The sequence below is a fragment of the Cellulomonas sp. GTC20042 genome (assembly GCF_055389595.1).
The window spans coordinates 1,725,440-1,741,171 of the sequence record NZ_AP043678.1 but is presented as its reverse complement, the minus strand read 5'-3'; the positions used below and the strand labels follow the sequence as shown (position 1 = coordinate 1,741,171).

Here is a 15,732-nt window from a genome sequence, read left to right as displayed (position 1 = left end):
CGGCGCCGGGGTCACCCCCTCGGGACGAGTGCGCGGACCTCGGCGGCGAACGCGTCGCCGCGGGCGGCGTAGGACGCGAACTGGTCCATCGAGGCGCACGCCGGTGCGAGCAGGACGGTCGTGCTGCCCGCGTCGCGGCCGGACGCCAGGCGGCGAGCCTCGGTCACGGCGCGGGTCATCACCGTCCCAGTGTCACCGGGATCGACCCGGACGACGGGAACCTGCGGCGCGTGTCGGGCGAGCGCGTCGGCGAGCGGGGCGGCGTCCACCCCGATCAGCACCACGGCGTGCAGCCGGTCCGCGCGGGAGGCGACCAGCTCGTCGAAGGTCGCGCCCTTGGCCAGCCCGCCGGCGATCCACACGACGCTGCCGGCGGCGAAGGACGCCAGGGAGGCGGCGGCGGCGTGCGCGTTGGTGGCCTTGGAGTCGTCGACCCAGCGGACGCCGTCCACCTCGGCGACGGTGGCGATCCGGTGCCCGCCCGGCGCGTAGGCGCGCAGCCCGGCGCCGACCGCCTCCGGCGGCACGCCGTGCGCGAGGGCCAGCGAGGCCGCAGCCAGCGCGTTGGCGACCACGTGCGGGGCCAGCCCGTCCGGCCCGGCGAGGTGGGCGAGGTCGGCGAAGGTGGCGAGCTCGGCGGCGTGCGTGTGGCGCAGCGCGGCGAACCCGCGGTCGACCAGCACGTCCTCCACCAGGCCGACCTGGCCGAGGCCCGGCGTGCCGAGGGTGAAGCCGACCGCGACCGCTCCGTCGGCGACGTCGGCCTCGCGCACCAGGTGCTCGGTGACCGGATCGGCGGTGTTGTAGACGCAGGCGACCTCGACGCCGGTGAAGATCCGGCCCTTGTCGGTGGCGTAGGCCTCCATCGAGCCGTGCCAGTCCAGGTGGTCGGCGGCGACGTTGAGCACGGCGGCGGCCTGCGCGGCCATCGACTCGGTGTGGTGCAGCTGGAAGGAGGACAGCTCGACGGCCAGCACGTCCAGGTCCGGGTCGGTGGCGGCGAGCACCACGGGGGTGCCGACGTTGCCGACCGCGGCGGTGCTGCGTCCGGCGGCGCGCAGGATCGAGGCCAGCATCTCCACGGTGGTGGTCTTGCCGTTGGTGCCGGTGACGGCCAGCCAGGGCGCCGGTCCCCCGCCGGACGCGCGGTCGACCCGCAGCCGCCAGGCGAGCTCGACCTCGCTCCACACCGGCACGCCGGCGGCGCGCGCGGCGACCAGCAGCGGGTGGCTCGGCGGCCAGCCCGGCGAGACCACGACCACATCCGTGCGCGCGAGCCCGTCGGCGGTGAGGAACGCGTCCACGTCCGCGACGTCGGCGTCCGGCGCCTGCGCGTCCACCGTGGTCACGGCGGCGCCGAGCCCGGTCAGCACCTGCGCGGCGGCCCGGCCCGACACCCCCAGCCCGGCGACGAGCACGTGCGCCGTGCTCAGGTCCAGCACCACCTAGCCCGCCACCCACTCCGCGTAGAAGATGCCGACGCCGAGCGAGACGAACAGCCCGGCGATCAGCCAGAACCTGATCACGATCGTGACCTCGCCCCACCCCGACAGCTCGAAGTGGTGGTGCAGCGGTGCCATCTTGAACACCCGTCTGCCGGTCATCTTGAAGAAGCCGATCTGGATGACGTCCGAGAGCACGATGATCACGAACAGCCCGCCGATGATCGCGGCCAGCACCTCGGTGCGGGTGACGATCGACATGCCGGCCAGCGCGCCGCCGAGGGCCAGCGAGCCGGTGTCGCCCATGAAGATCTTCGCGGGGCTGGCGTTCCACCACAGGAAGCCGAAGCAGGCGCCGGTGATCGCGGCGGCGACCACGGCCATGTCCAGCGGGTCGCGGGTCTGGTAGCAGCGGGCCCCGGCGGTGAGCGCGCAGCGCTGGTTGAACTGCCAGACGCAGACGATCACGTACGCGCCGAACACGATCAGCGAGGCGCCGGTGGCCAGGCCGTCCAGGCCGTCGGTGAGGTTGACCGCGTTGGACCAGGCGGTGATCAGGAAGTTCGCCCAGATCACGAACAGGATCGCGCCGATCGCGACACCGGCGAACGCGAGGTCCAGGTTGGTGTCCCGGATGAACGAGATCTTGGTGGACGCGGGGGTGCGCATGGTCGCGTCGGGGAACTGGAGCGCGAGGATCGCGAACACGATGCCGACGAAGCCCTGCCCGACGATCTTCCACCGCGCGCTGAGCCCGAGGCTGCGCTGCCGGGAGATCTTGATGAAGTCGTCCAGGAACCCGACCACGCCGAGCCCGGTCATCAGGAACAGCACCAGCACCGCGGAGGCGCTCGGCACCTGCCCGGAGACCAGCGCGGCGACCGCCCAGCCGATCAGGGTGGCGCCGATGATCACGACACCGCCCATCGTCGGGGTGCCGCGCTTGGTGTAGTGCGCGGTGGGGCCGTCCTGGCGGATGAACTGGCCGTACTGCTTGGTGACCAGGAACTTGATGAACAGCGGCGTGGCGAGCAGGGCGACGATCATCGAGATGCCGCCGGCGACGAGGACGGAGATCACTCGGCCACCTCCTGCGCGCCCGCGGCGGTCGCGGCCGGGGCGTCGGCCGCGGTGAGCCGGTCGCCCAGCCGCCACAGCCCCGCGTCCTTCGAGGACTTGACCAGCACCACGTCACCGGGCCGCAGCTCACGGTCCAGCAGGGCGGCGGCCTCGTCGACGTCGGCGACCTCGACCACCTCCTCGCCCCAGGACCCCTCGCGCACCGCGCCGGTGGCGATGCCGTGCGCGCCGGCGCCGACCACGACGGTCAGGCCGACGTTGAGCCGGACCACCTGCAGCCCGATCGCCTCGTGCTCGGCGAGGGCGTCCGGGCCGAGCTCCATCATCTCGCCGAGGACGGCCACCGAGCGACGCTCGCGCCCGGCGAGCACCGCCAGGGCGCGCAGCGCGGCGCGGACCGAGTCCGGGTTGGCGTTGTAGGAGTCGTCCACGACCGTGACCCCGTCCGGCCGGTCGACCACGTGCATCCGGTGCGGGCTGAGCGCGTCGGCGGCGCTGAGCCCGGCGGCGACGTCGGCCAGCGGCAGACCCACGGCCAGGGCGGCAGCAGCGGCGGCCAGCGCGTTGTGCGCGTGGTGCTCCCCCACCAGCCGCAGCGCGACCTCGGCCTGCTCGCGCGGCGCCTCGGCGCCGGCCCCGGTCAGCGATCCGGAGACGTCCAGCGTGAAGGCGGCGCGCCCGGCGCGGTCCACCCGCAGGTCGAGCGCCCGCACGTCCGTGCCGCGGGTGGCGCCGAAGGACACCACCGGTCCGGGGGCGACCGCCGCCATCGCCGAGACCCGCGGGTCGTCGGCGTTCAGCACGGCCGTGCCGCCGGGCACCAGGCCGGTGACGATCTCCGACTTGGCGCGGGCCACCGCCTCGATCCCGCCGAAGCCGCCGAGGTGCGCGTGCCCGACCACCAGCACCACCGCGACGTCCGGCGGGGCGATGTCGGTCAGGTAGTCGAGGTGGCCGATCCCGGAGGCGCCCATCTCGAGCACCAGGTACTGCGTGCTCTCGTCGGCGCGCAGCACGGTCAGCGGCAGGCCGATCTCGTTGTTGAAGGACAGCACCGGCGCGATCGTCGGCCCCTGCGCGGTGCACAGCTGCGCCAGCAGGTCCTTGGTGGTGGTCTTGCCGACCGAGCCGGTCACGCCGATCACCTTCAGGCCGGAGCCGCCGGGCTCGCAGGCCGCCTCGCGCAGCCGGGCCAGCACCACGCGGGCCAGGTCGCCCAGCGCGTGCTCGACGTCCTCGACCACCACGCTCGGCACCGGGGCGCCGTCGGCGTCGTCCACCTCGCGGGCGGCCAGCACCAGCGTCGCGCCCGCCGCGTGCGCACGGGCGGCGTAGTCGTGGCCGTCCACGTGCTCGCCGGGCAGCGCCACGAACAGCGAGCCGTGCTCGACCTGCCGGGAGTCCACGACCACCGGGCCGGTGACGACCGTCGCCGGGTCCAGCGTCGCCGGGTGCAGCCGTCCGCCGGTCGCCTCCGCGACCTCCGCCGCCGTCAGCGCGATCACGCGACCGACCCCCGGGCGGTGAGCGCCGCATCAGCGGCCTTGAGCACGTCGCGGTCGTTGTACCGGTGGAACACCCCGGCGATCTCCTGGGTCGGTTCGTGGCCCTTGCCGGTGATGATGATGGTGTCCTGCTCTCCCGCCAGGGCGACGGCGTCATGGATGGCCTGCGTGCGGCTGGTCGCCTCGTGCACGTCGGTGAGGTCCGGGCGCTGCTCGCGCACGCCGTCGAGGATCGCGGCGCGGATCGACGCCGGCGGCTCGGAGCGCGGGTTCTCGTCGGTGACGACGACCACGTCGGCGAGGCGGGCGGCGATCGAGCCCATGATCGGGCGCTTGCCGCGGTCCCGGTCGCCGTCGGAGCCGAGCACGATGATCAGCCGGCCCGGGGTGATCGGGCGCACCGCCTCGAGCGCCAGCACCAGCGCGTCCGGGGTGTGCGCGTAGTCCACCAGGCACAGCGGGCGGGCGTCCGGCGCGGGGCGGCGCTCGATCACCCGCTCCATCCGGCCGGGGATCTGGTGCGCGTGCGCCACCGCGTCGATCGCCACGCTCAGGTCCACCCCGGCGCGGTGCGCGACGACGACGGCCAGCGCGGCGTTGGAGACGTTGACCAGACCGGGCAGCGGGCTCGCGGCCAGGTGCTCGACGCCGTCCGGCCCGCGCAGCGTGAAGGAGGAGCCGACGCCGTCCAGGCCGACGTCCGCCGAGGTGACCGCCCAGTCGGCGGTGGCGGCCTCGGGGGTGCCGACGTGCGTGGCCACCGACTCCACCGGGACCGTCGCCTCGGCGAGCAGCCGCCGGCCCCACTCGTCGTCCACCACCACCACGCCGCGACGGGCGTGCTCGGGGGTGAACAGCAGCGCCTTGGCCCGGAAGTACCCGTCCATGTCGCCGTGGAAGTCCAGGTGGTCGCGCTGGAGGTTGGTGAACCCGGCGACGTCCACCACCAGGCCGTTCATCCGGCCGAGCGCGAGGGCGTGCGAGGACACCTCCATCACGGCCGCGCTCGCGTCGCGCTCCAGGCCGAGCGAGAGGATCGACTGGAGCACCGGGGCCTCGACGGTGGTCCGCGGGCTCTCGATCGCCTCGTCGCCGATCTTCAGCTCGACGGTGCCCATCACGACGGTGCGCTCGTGCGCCCGGCGCAGTGCGGCGTCGACGAAGTAGCTGGTGGTGGTCTTGCCGTTCGAGCCCGTGATGCCGACCGTGGTCATCCGGCGGCCCGGGTGGTCGTGCAGCCAGGCGGCGAGGTCCCCGGCCAGCGCGCGCGGGTCCGCGGTGACGAGCACGGGCACGGTGACGGCGGGCTCCAGGCCCGCGACGACCTCGGCGCCGGCGGCGTCGGTGACCACCGCGACCGCACCGGCGGCGACGGCCTGCGCGGTGAAGGAGGCACCGTGGGCGTGCGCACCGGCCAGGGCGACGAAGACGTCACCGGGGGCCGCGTCGCCGCTGGCCACGGTGATGCCGGTGGTCTCGAGATCGGGGCGCACGGGTGCCCCCGCGCTCACCAGCGCGAACGTGTCGGCGAGGTCGACGACCCGGCGGCTTCGGGGGTGCTCCGGGCGCAGCCGGCCCTGCGGGGACGTCATAGGGAGAATCTACCGCGACGCGCGCGGGCCACCGCCCCGGGGACCGGCGCGGCGCAGGTGCCGCTCGTCACCACGTCGTCGGGAAGAGCTGGGCGGGCGTGCCGCTGGGTGCGATGCCGAGCTCGGTCAGGGCGTAGCCGGCCACGTCGCTGAACACCGGCGCCGCCACGGTGCCGCCCCACTCCGAGGTGCGCGGGTTGTGCAGGATGACGCTGACCGCGATGGCCGGGTCGTCCGCGGGCGCGACGCCGATGAAGGACGAGGTGATGCCCGGCACGCCGTCGATCCAGTTCTGCGCGGTACCGGTCTTGCCCGCCACCCGGTAGCCCGGGATCGCGGCGTTCGAGCCGGTGCCGTCGCTGACGGTGCTCTCCATCATCGAGAGCACGGTGTCGGCGGTGGTCTCGGAGACCACCTGGGCGGTGGCTGCGGGATCGGCGGCGGTGTAGCTGCCGTCGGCCTCGGTCCAGCCCTTGACCAGGTGCGGGGCGATCCGCACGCCGCCGTTCGCGATCGTGGCGAACACCTCGGTCGCCTGGAGCGCGGTCACCGAGACGCCCTGGCCGAACAGCACGGCGTACTTGGTGCGGCCGTCCCAGGCGTCCGAGTCGTGCAGGATGCCCGCGGACTCGTTCGGCAGCTCGACGCCGGTCTTCGAACCGAAGCCGAACTTCGCCAGGTAGTCGTACCGCACCTGCTGCGGGATGTTCTGGCCGATCATGACCGTGCCGGTGTTCGAGGACTCGGCGAGGATGCCGGTGGCGGTCAGCCGCAGGCCGGCGTGCTCGTGCGAGTCCTTGAAGGTCTGGTCGTTCGGCGTCGTGTACTGGTAGGGCACCTCGAACTGCGAGGTCGGCTCGACCAGGCCGTTCTCGATCGCCGCCGCCATCGTGATCACCTTGGCCGTCGAGCCGGGCTCGAAGACGTCGGTCACCGCGCTGGACGAGCGCAGCAGGGTCGCGTCGGCCCCCGGGTCGTTCGGGTTCACCGTGGCCGACTCGGCCAGCGCCAGGATCTCGCCGGTCCGGGTGTCCAGCACCACGATCGAGCCGGAGTCCGACCCGGTGGCGGCGACCTGGGCCTCGATGGCCTGCTGCGCCTTCCACTGGATGTCGGTGTTGATCGTCAGCTGCACGCTGCGTCCGTCGGTGGCGGCGGTGGACTCGGAGTAGCCGCCCGGGATCTGCTGCCCGCCGGCGCCCCGCTCGTACACGGTGGAGCCGTCGGTGCCGGTCAGTTCCTCGTTCAGCAGGCTCTCGACGCCCTGGGCGCCCACGCCCTCGGCGTTCACCCAGCCCAGCACGTTGCCCGCGACGTCACCGTTCGGGTAGACGCGCTCGGCGACCTGCTCGGCGCTGATCCCGTCGATCCGCAGCGCCTTGACGGACTGCCAGACCTCCGGCAGCACGCCCCTGGCGATCTTGCGGTACTTGGACTCGCCGTCCAGCTTCGCGCCGAGCTCGGCGGCGTTCGCCTCGATCAGCGGGGCGATCAGCTGGGCGGCACCGGCCGCGCCGGACAGCTCCTGCTCGTCCACGGTCGAGTGCCAGCGGGCGAGCTCCACCTGGTTGACCACGATGTCGTAGCGCTGCACCGAGGTCGCGAGCACCTGGCCCTGGGCGTCGGTGATCTGCCCGCGGCTGGCGATCAGCGTCGCGCTGCTCAGCCGGTCGTCGCGGGCCTCGGCGGCGACGGCGGGGCCGGAGACCACCTGCACGTAGGCGAGGCGTCCGGCGAACACCGCGAGCAGCAGCGTCACGACGACGACCAGCGAGGTGCGACGGCGGTCCAGCACCGCGATGCTCGGGCCGTTGCCGGCGGCGGGGCGGCGCGGGGTGCGGGCGGCGAGCGGCGCGGTGGCCTGCGGACGACGGGCGGCCGGGCGGGCGGGACGTGCCGCGCGCTGCGGGGCCCGGCCGTCGCGGCCCGGGCGCTGCGTCGTCATCCCTCGGCCCCGCCGCGCACGGTGCCGTCGGAGAGCGTCAGCCAGCCGACCTGCTCGGCGGGCTGCATCCCGAGCGCCATGGCCGCGGCCGCCAGCTGCTCCGGGGAGCGGTTGGTGTCGAGCTGTGCGGAGAGCTGCTGCTCGGTGCGGGCCAGCTCGGCCAGCCGGACGTCGAGCTTCTGCTCGGTGTACGAGCCCTGCGCGAGGTGGGTGTTGAGCAGCAGCGCCGAGAGCAGCGCGGCGGCGAGGATCGCCATGCAGACCACCACGAACGGCACGTGGGTGCGCGCCTGCGCCGGCGGGCGGACCAGCCGCAGCCGGGCCCGCTCGCGCGGCTGGGCCGCCGGGCTGCCCGGGGTGTGGTGCGGACGAGGGACGGGGCGCGGCGCGCGCAGGGCCTGCTCGGCGCTCATGCGGTCCTCCTCGGGGTGGAGCTGGGAAGCAGGTGCTCGGGGGTCGGGCGGAGGCGCTCGGCGGCGCGCAGCCGGACGGACTGCGAGCGCGGGTTGCGCTCCCGCTCGACGGCGTCGGCCTCCTCGGCGCCCCGGGTGAGCAGCCGCAGGTACGGCTGGTGGGTGTCCGGCACGACCGGCAGGCCGGGCGGCGCGCTGATCTGCGATCCGGCGGCCAGCACCCGCTTGACGATGCGGTCCTCGAGCGACTGGTACGCCTCGACGACCAGCCGGCCGCCGACCACCAGGGACTCGACGGCGGCGGGCACGGCGCGCTCCAGCACCGCCAGCTCGTCGTTCACCTCGATCCGCAGCGCCTGGAAGGTGCGCTTGGCCGGGTTGCCGCCGGTCTGGCGCGCCGCCGCGGGGATGCCGGCGCGGACCAGCTCCACCAGCTCGCCGGAGCGGGTGACCGGTGCGACCTGACGGGCCTGCAGGATCTTGCGGACGATCCGCTGGGCGAACCGCTCCTCGCCGTACTCGCGCAGCACGCGGATCAGCGCGGCCTCGTCGTAGGTGTTGAGCACCTCGGCGGCGGTGCGACCCCGGGTCGGGTCCATCCGCATGTCCAGCGGCGCGTCCTGCGCGTAGGCGAAGCCGCGCTCGACCTCGTCCAGCTGCAAGGAGGACACGCCCAGGTCCATCAGCACGCCCTGCACGCCGGGCAGGCCGAGCCGCTCGACCACCTCGGGGATCTCGTCGTACACCGCGTGCACCGGGGTGAAGCGCTCGCCGAACCGGGCGAGCCGCTCCCCCGCCAGGCGCAGCGCCTGCGGGTCGCGGTCGATGCCGATCACCCGCACGTGCGGCAGCGCGTCCAGGATCCCCTCGGTGTGCCCGCCCATGCCGAGCGTGGCGTCCACCATGACCGACCCCGGCTCGGCGAGCGCGGGGGCGAGCAGGTCGATGCAGCGCTGGAGCAGCACGGGCGTGTGCCGCGCGGCGGCATCGCTCGTGCTCATGGGTGCTCCTCGGGGTCGTGGTGCGTGCGTGGTGCGGGTGCTGCTGCGGGGCTGGTGGTCGGGCGGCCCCTCCGCCGTCCGACCAGATCCCCCACCGACCCTCTGGCGCCGGGGAAGTGGCGTCAGAGCGACGGGAGGAGGTCTCACCGGGCGGTGGTGCGGGCCTCGTACGTGGTGCTGTGGTGCGGGGTTCTGCGGGGTCGTGCTCAGAAGGCGCCGGGGAACACCTCCTCGGCGGTCTCGGCGTAGCCGGCCTCCTGGGCGGCCAGGTAGGTCTCCCAGGCCGCCAGGTCCCAGATCTCGACCCGGGTGCCGGCACCGATCACGGCGACGTCCCGGTCGAGCCCGGCGTAGGTGCGCAGCATCGGCGGGATCGAGATGCGCCCCTGCTTGTCCGGGACCTCGTCGGAGGCGCCGGACAGGAAGACGCGCAGGTAGTCCCGCGCCTGCTTGCTGGTCACCGGGGCCTGGCGGAGCTTGTCGTGCATCCGGGCGAACTCGTCCAGCGGCAGCAGGAACAGGCAGCGGTCCTGACCTCGGGTCATGACCAGGCCCTGCGCGAGCTGGGGGCGGAACTTCGCCGGAAGGATCAGCCGTCCCTTCTCGTCGAGCCGTGGTGTGTGCGTGCCGAGGAACGGGACCGTCGCGCCGAGGCCGGCGAGCGTCTGCTCGAACCCCACGGACGTCCACCTCCCCCGGGCGTCTGCGGGCACCCCTCGGCACCCGATGGCTCCACGGTACTCCACTTTGCTCCACGATCCACGGGTGAATCCGCGACGGACGGGTGAATGTTCTGCGTCGCCGCAGGTCAGAGCCGGTGGAGGGAGGTGGAGGGAAAACACTGCGACACGGGCCCTCGGGGTGGCGGATCGGTCGGCGGCAGGTCAGCGCTTCCCGGTGTTTCCGCAGGTCAGGGAGGGTTTGGTCGGAGCGGTCGGGGCGCGGTCGCAGCCGCTCCACCCCGAGGGGGAGCGATGTGGAGGATCCGGGGCGGCGCGGGTGGCGCGCGGTGGTGGGGCGGGGTGGAGGGGGTGGGTGGGCCGACCGGGTGGCGCGCGATCCGGCGGTCCGACGCCCTCCCGCGCAGGCCGGACGACCTTTAGGCTCTGCTCAGCCGAACGATGGGGGAACCATGACGAGGGCTGTACCCGGCACACCCGCGCTGGACGAGCTGATCGGGATCACCGACCGGATGCGCGCGGGCATCGACCGCGTGGTCTCCGGGCGGCCCGACCTGGTGCGGATCACCGTGGCCGTGCTGCTGGCCGAGGGGCACCTGCTGCTCGAGGACGTGCCCGGCGTCGGCAAGACCACCCTCGCCAAGGCGCTCGCCCGCACGATCGACTGCACCGTCGGCCGGGTCCAGTTCACCCCGGACCTGCTGCCCTCCGACCTCACCGGCGTGACGATCTACCGCTCGGCCACCGGCGAGTTCGAGTTCCGCCCCGGCCCGGTGTTCTCGAACGTGGTGATCGGCGACGAGATCAACCGCGCCTCGCCCAAGACGCAGTCCGCCCTGCTGGAGTCCATGCAGGAGGCCCAGGTCACCGTGGACGGGTCGACCTACCCGCTGCCCCGGCCGTTCCTGGTCGTCGCCACCCAGAACCCGGTGGAGATGGAGGGCACCTACCCGCTGCCCGAGGCGCAGCGCGACCGCTTCATGGCCCGGCTGACCGTCGGCTACCCCGAGGTCGACGCCGAGCTCGCCATGCTCGACCTCCAGGAGACCGCCGACCCGCTGGACCACCTGCACCCGGTGACCGACGCCGCGCAGGTCCGTCGGCTGATCGAGACCACCCGCCACCTGTACGCCGCCCCCGCCGTCAAGCAGTACGTCGTCGATCTGGTCGCCGCCACCCGCGACGACGCCGGGCTGCGGCTCGGGGCGTCCCCGCGCGCGTCGATCCAGCTGCTGCGCGCCGCCAAGGGCCTGGCCGCCGTCTCCGGCCGCGACCACGTGCTGCCGGACGACGTGCAGACGCTGGCCGAACCGGTGCTCGCGCACCGGCTGATCCCCAGCGCCGAGTCCCGGCTGTCCGGCCGCAGCACCCGGGACGTCGTCGCCGACATCGTCGCGCGCGTGCCCGTGGCCTCCCCCACCCGCACGTCCGTGCGCGACCGGTCCGTCGCGGGCTGATGCGCCTGCGCCCCACCGCCCGTGGGCTCGGCCTCCTGCTGCTCGGCATGGCGGTGGCCGGCACCGGCACCGCCCTGGGCTCCCCCGACCTGCTGACCCTCGGGATCCTGCCGGTGGTGCTGGTGATCGCCTCGACCGTCGTGCTCGGCTTCGTCGACCCCGGCCGGGGCCGCCGCGGGCTGCGCGCCCGGCGCACCGTGCACCCCGACCCGGTGCACACCGGGCAGGAGGCCGCCGTGCGGGTGGACGTCACCGTCTCCGGCGGGCGGTCCGGCGCGCGGCTGGCCGACCTGCGGCTGCGCGAGCAGGCCGCCGTCGAGCTGTCCGGCGGCCGCCCGCTGCGCGCGCAGGTCAGCCGCGAGCCCCGCGCCGTGCACCTGCACTACCCGGTGCGCGCCACCCGGCGCGGACGCTGGGGGCTCGGACCGCTCGTGGTCACCCGCACCGACCCGTTCGGCGTCGCCCGGGTGCAGGCCGTGCTCGGCGAGCGCGACACCGTCACCGTGTGGCCCGCCGTCGTCGACCTCGACGTGCCCCGCGAGCTGCTGGTCGCCGAGCCCGAGCGCGCCGTGGTCGGCGCCCGCACCCCCGCCACCGACGACGCCGCCCTGCGCGAGTACCAGGTGGGCGACGACCTGCGCCGCGTGCACTGGCGGTCCTCCGCCCGACGGGGCGAGCTGGTGGTCCGCGCCGACGAGCGCGCCGGGCTGCGCCCCGTCTCCGTGCTGCTCGACCAGGCCGCCCCCGGCGAGGAGCTGGAGTGGTCGATCACCCTGGCCGCCTCCGTCGCCCTCGCGATGCAGGACGCCGGGCACGCCGCGCACCTGCTGTCCGGCACCGCCGGCGACGAGCGCCGCACGCTGCGGCTGGAGGCCCCCGTCCGGCAGCAGGTGCTCGACGCCTGCGTGGACCTCGAGGGCCACCCCGACCGGGCGACCGCCGAGCAGGCGCTGCTCGCCGAGGTCCGCGACATCGACGACACCGACGGCGGCGCCGGCCTGGTGGTCGGCGTGCTCGGCGCGCAGGGACCGGCCGGCCGGGCCGCGCTCGCCGGGCTCAGCCAGACCCGCTCCTGCTGGGCCGTGGTGCGCGGCGGGCCGGACGACAAGGAGGCGGGCGCCACCGCGCACGCCCTGCGCCGCGCCGGATGGCGGGTGGTGCGCGCCGAGGCCGGCGAGCCGCCCGCCGACGTGTGGTGGCGGCTGACCGAGGGGGCACGATGAGCGCGCCCACGACCAGCACCCGGGACGCCCGGCGCGGTCGACGGCGGTCCGCCCCCGGCGGGCGACGCCGACCCGTCTCCGCGCTGCGCCGTGGCTGGCGCTCCCCCGTGGCCACCGGCATCGTCGCCCTCGCCACCATCGTCTCCACCGGGGCGCTCACCGGCGTCCTCGCCTCCGGGGCCTGGCGCTGGCACGTGGCCGTCGCCGTGCTCGGCACCGCTGCCGTCGTCGCGGGCGTCCGCGCGTTCACCCGCTCCGTCGTGCTGCCCACCCTGGTCGGCCTGGTCGTCGCCACCTACGCGATCCTCGCCCGCTACGCCACGCCCCCGGGGTCGAGCTGGCTGATCCCGGACGGCGACACCCTGTCCTGGGCCGACCAGCTGATCCGGCAGGCCGCCACCCTGATCGAGACCTCCGTCGTGCCGATGACCGTGTGGCCGCCGGTCGAGCTCGTGATGGTCAGCGCCGCCGTGCTCGTGTTCCTGGCCGCCGACATGCTCGCCGTCGGCACCGGCGTGCCCGCGGCCTCCGGCATCGCCCTGCTCGCCGTGTGGACCCCCGGCGTCATCATCGGCTTCCCCGGCTCCACCTGGGCCGTCGCCGGCACCGGCTTCCTCTACCTGGTGCTGCTCGCCCTCGGGCACGCCCCCGCCGCGCGCAGCCTCACCTCCCGGCGCACCGCCGCCGTCCTCGGCGGATCGGCCGCGCTGGTCGCCGTCACCCTCGCCGCCGGGCCCGTGGTCGCCGCCGTGCCCGTGTGGTCCTGGGTGGACCTGCCCGAGGTCGGCACGGGCGCCGTCGGCCCGGTCCGGCTGTCCGACGACCTCGACCTGCGCGACAGCCTGCGCGCCCAGTCCAGCCAGGTCGTGCTGTCCTACGCCGTCGACCCCTACCTCACCGGCGACGAGGACCCCGACGAGGACCGCCCCGCGGCCACCGCCGGGCTGGTCGGGCCGCTGCGCTCCTTCACCCTGCGCGACTTCGACGGCCGCGCCTGGGAGCGGGACACCGACTCCGCTCTCGGCGAGTGGGACGCCGACACCCTGCTCACCTCCGACCCGGGCCTGCTCGGCACCACCCCCGACCCCGACCAGGGCACCCTGGTGGAGGTCGACGTCGAGGTCGGCGCTCTGCGCGAGCAGCGGCTGCCGGTCAGCACCTTCCCCCGCACCGTCGACATCGACGGCACCTGGCAGTACGACAGCCTGCGCGACGAGGTGGTCGGCCGGGGCCGCACCGACACCGGCAGCACCTACCGCATGATCGTGCAGGTCCCCGACCTCACCCCCGAGCTGCTCCGCTCCGCCGAGGGCGACCTGCCCGAAGAGGTCGAGCCGTACCTCACCGTCCCGGACACCGAGCACGGGGACGACGTGCGCGCGCTCGCCGAACAGCTCACCGCCGGCGCCACCACCGCCTACGACCGCGCCATGGCGCTGCAGACCTACTTCCGCAGCGGCACCGAGTTCCGCTACGACACCTCCGTGGCCACCGCGCGGACCGACGACGCCGTCTGGGACTTCCTGGAGAGCCGGCGCGGCTACTGCGTCCAGTTCGCCACCTCCATGACCGTGATGGCCCGCATGGTCGGCATCCCCGCGCGCCTCGGCGTCGGTTTCCTGCCCGGGTCGATCAGCAGCGACGGCACCTACCGGGTCACCGGCGCCGACGCCCACGCCTGGCCCGAGCTGTACTTCCCCGGCACCGGCTGGGTGCGCTTCGAGCCCACCCCCGCCGTGCAGACCGGCCCGCCGCCCTCGTGGAGCAACCCGTTCCGCGCCGACCCCGGCGCCAGCCCCACCACCGAGGCGCAGCAGCCCACCACCGCACCGTCCAGCACCCCCGGCGCCACCCCGACCACCGGCGCGGGCACCACCCCCGACGCGCCCGGTGCCACCGGCAGCACCGGCTCCGGTCCGTGGATCGCCGTCGGCGTCGCACTCATGGTCGCCGCCGCGCTCGGACTCCTCGTGCTCCGCCGTCGACCTGCCGCCGCTCTCACCCCCGAGACCGCCTGGCGACGCCTGCGCAGCCGGCTGCGTCGGGCCGACATCACCTGGAGCGACGCGCACACCCCCCGGCAGGCGGCCGCCCTCGTGCGGCAGCAGGTCCGCACCGCGCGCGGCACCCCCCTCGGCGCCACCGCCGACGCCGCGCTCACCGCGCTCGCCGCCGCCGTCGAGGGTGCCCGCTACGCACCCCGGCCCGCATCGGTGGACGCGGAGGTGCTGCAACGCTGGGTCGGCGAGGTGCTGACCGACGTGAGCGGGTCGCACCGGCGGGCGCCTGCGGCATCGGCGGCGGGCCGTGGCGGCGGCGACGGCGGGCCGGAGGCAGCACCGGCCTGACGCGCCGACGCCTGGTCGCGCCCGCCTCGCGGCGCGCCTCGCGGTCGTGCGGGTGGAACCATGGGCCGATGGACGTGACGAGCGTGACCGTGGGGCTGCCGGTCAGCGACCTGACCGCCGCGGTGCGCTGGTACCGCCGCGTGCTCGACCTGCCGGACCCCGACCTGGAACCGGCGGAGGGCGTCGTCGAGCTCGCCCTCGGCCCCGTGTGGCTCCAGTTCGGCGAGGAGCCGACCGCACGCACCGGCGCCGAGGTAGTGCTGCGGCTCGGGGTCGCCGACGTGGCGCGGGAGCGGGAGCGCCTGCTCGGGCTGGGCGTCACCGTGGGTCCGGTGGAGCACGTCGAGGGCGCGGTGGACTACGTCGACCTGAGCGACCCGGACGGCAACCGGCTCAGCCTGTACGCGCTGCTCGCGCCCGAATCCTGACAGGTCCGTCCGCGCGCCGACGGCGCGTTCGGGACCATCGTCGGGAGCGTTGCGGCCCCACGGCCGACGGCGGCTCGACCTCGACCGGATCACGGCACGGACCGCAACCGGACGACGGCACGGCCGGACGCGCGGCCGCGCGAGCCCGTCAGGCTCGCGACACGCCGGCCGTCAGGCCTGCCGCGCGTGCAGGGTCAGCGGTCGCCGCCCTCGCGGCGCCGGTCCCAGCGGTCCTCCATGCGGTTCATGAAGCCCTTCTTGCGCGGGGCGGCGGGACGCTTGCTCGTGGAGCCGTCCGGGCGCACGACACCCACCGGGCCGTTCTGCGCCGTCGCACGCGGCCGGGCGAAAGCGAAGGCGACCGAGGCGAACATCACCACGAAGCCGAGCACGCCGAGCCACACCTGCGAGGCAGCCGCGCCGACCACGAGAAGCAGCAGCCCCACCACGGCGCCGACGCCGCCCAGGACATACCGCAGGACCGGCCGTCGACCACGCGAGGTGAGCGTGTTCGCGAGCCGGGGATCATCAGATGTGAGCTGACGCTCCATCTGCTCCAGTACACGTTGTTCGTACTCGGAGAGAGGCATTCCGACCCCCGTGCTCCGCCGTCGGGAC

The 15,732-nt window shown here is 75.0% G+C and carries 13 protein-coding genes; 4 read left to right on the top strand and 9 right to left on the bottom strand.

From position 1 onward, the window contains the following. Nucleotides 1–11 precede the first annotated feature (11 nt). The 8 genes from murD to mraZ form a co-directional block, all read right to left on the bottom strand. Nucleotides 12–1,445 (bottom strand): UDP-N-acetylmuramoyl-L-alanine--D-glutamate ligase, encoded by a 1,434-nt coding sequence (murD, locus tag ACZ5HG_RS08010; protein WP_464181647.1) that lies wholly within the window; start codon nucleotides 1,443–1,445, stop codon nucleotides 12–14. After that, nucleotides 1,446–2,522: a phospho-N-acetylmuramoyl-pentapeptide-transferase gene (gene mraY / locus ACZ5HG_RS08005; RefSeq protein WP_464181645.1), complete on the bottom strand. Its 1,077-nt coding sequence runs from the start codon at nucleotides 2,520–2,522 to the stop codon at nucleotides 1,446–1,448. After that, nucleotides 2,519–4,027, bottom strand: a complete 1,509-nt coding sequence (locus ACZ5HG_RS08000) for a UDP-N-acetylmuramoyl-tripeptide--D-alanyl-D-alanine ligase (protein WP_464181644.1) — start codon at nucleotides 4,025–4,027, stop codon at nucleotides 2,519–2,521. Before ACZ5HG_RS08000 ends, mraY begins: the two co-directional genes overlap by 4 nt. Beyond that, complete coding sequence (locus tag ACZ5HG_RS07995) at nucleotides 4,024–5,619, bottom strand: UDP-N-acetylmuramoyl-L-alanyl-D-glutamate--2,6-diaminopimelate ligase (RefSeq protein ID WP_464181642.1); 1,596 nt, start codon at nucleotides 5,617–5,619, stop codon at nucleotides 4,024–4,026. The genes ACZ5HG_RS08000 and ACZ5HG_RS07995 overlap by 4 nt, the downstream gene beginning before the upstream one ends. 67 nt (nucleotides 5,620–5,686) lie before the next feature. Then, entirely contained in the window at nucleotides 5,687–7,564 is a 1,878-nt protein-coding gene (locus tag ACZ5HG_RS07990) for a peptidoglycan D,D-transpeptidase FtsI family protein (RefSeq protein WP_464181641.1), read from the bottom strand. Then, complete coding sequence (gene ftsL / locus ACZ5HG_RS07985) at nucleotides 7,561–7,977, bottom strand: cell division protein FtsL (protein ID WP_464181639.1); 417 nt, start codon at nucleotides 7,975–7,977, stop codon at nucleotides 7,561–7,563. Before ftsL ends, ACZ5HG_RS07990 begins: the two co-directional genes overlap by 4 nt. After that, nucleotides 7,974–8,978 carry a 16S rRNA (cytosine(1402)-N(4))-methyltransferase RsmH gene (gene rsmH / locus ACZ5HG_RS07980; protein WP_464181638.1) on the bottom strand — a complete coding sequence of 335 codons (1,005 nt, stop codon included), beginning with the start codon at nucleotides 8,976–8,978 and terminating at the stop codon, nucleotides 7,974–7,976. Before rsmH ends, ftsL begins: the two co-directional genes overlap by 4 nt. Nucleotides 8,979–9,184: 206 nt before the next feature. Next, nucleotides 9,185–9,658, bottom strand: coding sequence for a division/cell wall cluster transcriptional repressor MraZ (gene mraZ / locus ACZ5HG_RS07975; protein WP_464181637.1), 474 nt, complete (start codon nucleotides 9,656–9,658; stop codon nucleotides 9,185–9,187). A 452-nt stretch (nucleotides 9,659–10,110) separates the two neighbouring features. Here mraZ and ACZ5HG_RS07970 point away from each other — a divergent pair, with 452 nt between their 5' ends. From ACZ5HG_RS07970 to ACZ5HG_RS07955, 4 genes are all read left to right on the top strand, one after another. Continuing rightward, the gene (locus tag ACZ5HG_RS07970; protein ID WP_464181636.1) at nucleotides 10,111–11,115 is read left to right on the top strand and encodes an AAA family ATPase; all 1,005 of its coding nucleotides are present in this window, start codon (nucleotides 10,111–10,113) and stop codon (nucleotides 11,113–11,115) included. After that, nucleotides 11,115–12,338, top strand: coding sequence for a DUF58 domain-containing protein (locus tag ACZ5HG_RS07965; RefSeq protein ID WP_464181635.1), 1,224 nt, complete (start codon nucleotides 11,115–11,117; stop codon nucleotides 12,336–12,338). Before ACZ5HG_RS07970 ends, ACZ5HG_RS07965 begins: the two co-directional genes overlap by 1 nt. Next, complete coding sequence (locus ACZ5HG_RS07960) at nucleotides 12,335–14,686, top strand: transglutaminase TgpA family protein (protein ID WP_464181634.1); 2,352 nt, start codon at nucleotides 12,335–12,337, stop codon at nucleotides 14,684–14,686. The genes ACZ5HG_RS07965 and ACZ5HG_RS07960 overlap by 4 nt, the downstream gene beginning before the upstream one ends. 68 nt (nucleotides 14,687–14,754) lie before the next feature. Beyond that, nucleotides 14,755–15,114: a VOC family protein gene (locus ACZ5HG_RS07955; RefSeq protein WP_464181632.1), complete on the top strand. Its 360-nt coding sequence runs from the start codon at nucleotides 14,755–14,757 to the stop codon at nucleotides 15,112–15,114. Nucleotides 15,115–15,308: 194 nt separating this feature from the next. Here ACZ5HG_RS07955 and ACZ5HG_RS07950 read toward each other — a convergent pair whose 3' ends face one another. Then, the gene (locus ACZ5HG_RS07950) at nucleotides 15,309–15,704 is read right to left on the bottom strand and encodes a DUF3040 domain-containing protein (protein WP_464181631.1); all 396 of its coding nucleotides are present in this window, start codon (nucleotides 15,702–15,704) and stop codon (nucleotides 15,309–15,311) included. Between the last annotated feature and the right edge of the window lie 28 nt (nucleotides 15,705–15,732).